Annotated in this window: 1 protein-coding gene; it reads left to right on the top strand. The window is 71.6% G+C overall.

The genetic code is table 11. The features are described from left to right. Window positions 1-316 precede the first annotated feature (316 nt). On the top strand, window positions 317-1,948 hold the full coding sequence (locus ACWEVO_RS35745) for a cellulase family glycosylhydrolase (protein WP_452311820.1): 1,632 nt from the start codon (window positions 317-319) through the stop codon (window positions 1,946-1,948). Window positions 1,949-1,977 lie beyond the last annotated feature (29 nt).

The raw sequence follows: 1,977 nt of genomic DNA, 5'->3' as shown, positions 1-1,977 counted from the left end.
GGGACGGGCGGGCCGCGGGGACGGGCGGGCCGCGGGGACGGGAGGAAAGCGGTGTCCCGGTGCCGGGCGCGCGCGGATTGTTGACGCATCGAGGTGGGCTGATCAGAATGGGCGGCGGAGCCAGGTTCCGACACCGGCACGAGGGCACCGACGGCTGATCCCGCCGTCGGAGAACGCCGGTGCTCCCCCCGCGAGCGGCCGTCCACGTGACCGGCCCGGCGCGCGCTGTCCGCGTACTCGATGACGAGCGGGCCGTCCCCCCTGGTCTCACCGTCCGCGGCGGCCGCCCGCCGCGGGCATCCGAAGTGGAGCAAGCATGCACCGACCCACCGCCCTCGGCGGCGCGCTCGCCGCGCTCGCCACCGCCGCGGCCGGCGTCCTCGTCGCCGCCGCCGTCAGCACCACCCCGGCCGCCGCCGCGACCGGCGGGACCGGCACCGGCTACCTGCACACCAACGGCAACAAGATCGTCGACAGTACGGGAGCCACGGTCCGGCTCACCGGCATCAACTGGTTCGGCATGGAGACCGACAACAAGACCTTCCACGGTCTGTGGTCGAGCAATCCGTGGCGCAGCCAGCTCGACACGATGGCCCGGCTGGGCTACAACACGCTGCGCATCCCGTACTCGAACGACGCGCTGAAGCCGGGGGCGACGGCCACCGGGATCAACGACTTCGTCAACCCGGACCTGGTCGGGCTCTCCCCGCTGCAGATCCTCGACAAGGTGATCGACTACGCGGGCAGCAAGGGAATGCGGGTCATCCTGGACCGGCACCGGCCCACCTCGGCCGGGCAGTCGCCGCTCTGGTACACCTCGACCGTCTCCGAGGCGACCTGGATCAACGACTGGAAGACCCTCGCCCAGCGGTACGCGAACAACCCCACGGTGATCGGGGCGGACCTGCACAACGAGCCGCACGCCGAGGGCACCAACCCGGCGGCCACCGGGGCCTGCTGGGGCTGCGGCGACACCACCCGGGACTGGCGGCTGGCGGCCGAGCGGGCCGGCAACGCGATCCTCGGGGTGCAGCCGAACTGGCTGATCTTCGTGGAGGGGGTGAGCTGCCCCAGCGGCGGCCTGTCGAACGTCTGGGACAACGACCCCAGCAACGACGAGGACTGCGGCTGGTGGGGCGGCAACCTCTCCAAGGCCGGCCAGTACCCGGTCCGGCTGAACGTGGCCAACCGGCTGGTCTACTCGCCGCACGAGTACGCGACCTCGGTCTACCACCAGGCCTGGTTCGACGACCCGACGTACCCGGCGAACATGCCGGGGATCTGGGACAAGTACTGGGGCTACCTCTACAAGCAGAACATCGCGCCGATCATGATGGGCGAGTTCGGCACCACCCTGCAGGACCCGAAGGACAAGGTCTGGCTGCAGAATCTGATGGCGTCCACCGGGACCGGGGTGAACGGGATGTCGTTCACCTACTGGTCGTGGAACCCGAACTCGGGTGACACCGGCGGCATCGCGAACGACGACTGGACCACGATCAACCAGGCCAAGCAGGACATCCTCCAGCCGTACCTGATCCCGCCGGTGGGTGGCGGCGGCACCACCAGCCCGTCGCCGACCGGCACCCCGAACACGTCGCCGACGCCGACCACGCCCGCGCCGACCACACCCGCCCCGACGGGCGGCTGCACGGCCACGTACAAGCAGGTCAACGCGTGGGCGGGCGGGTTCCAGGGCGAGCTGACCGTGAAGAACGCCGGGACCGCCACGCTGAACCCGTGGTCGGCGAGCTGGACCTGGCCGTCCGGGGTGACCCTGGCCAGCGGCTGGAACGCCACCGTGACGCAGTCCGGCACCACGGTCACCGCGGCCGCTCCGGACTGGGCGAAGACGCTCGCGCCGGGCGCCTCGGTGACCATCGGCTTCACCGCCAACGGCGCGGCCTCCGCGCCCGCCTCGGTGAAGCTCAACGGCACCGCCTGCTGAGCCGCGACGGCCGGGGCCTCCACGGTGAG

The organism is Micromonospora sp. NPDC003776 (genome assembly GCF_053605645.1).
The sequence above is the reverse complement of the archived record's forward strand: the minus strand, read 5'-3'. Positions and strand labels throughout refer to the sequence as shown.

Coding starts and splice junctions, on each gene's coding strand:
- ACWEVO_RS35745 (WP_452311820.1), top strand. CDS start 317: ATGCACCGACCCACCGCCCTCGGCGGCGCGCTCGCCGCGCTCGCCACC.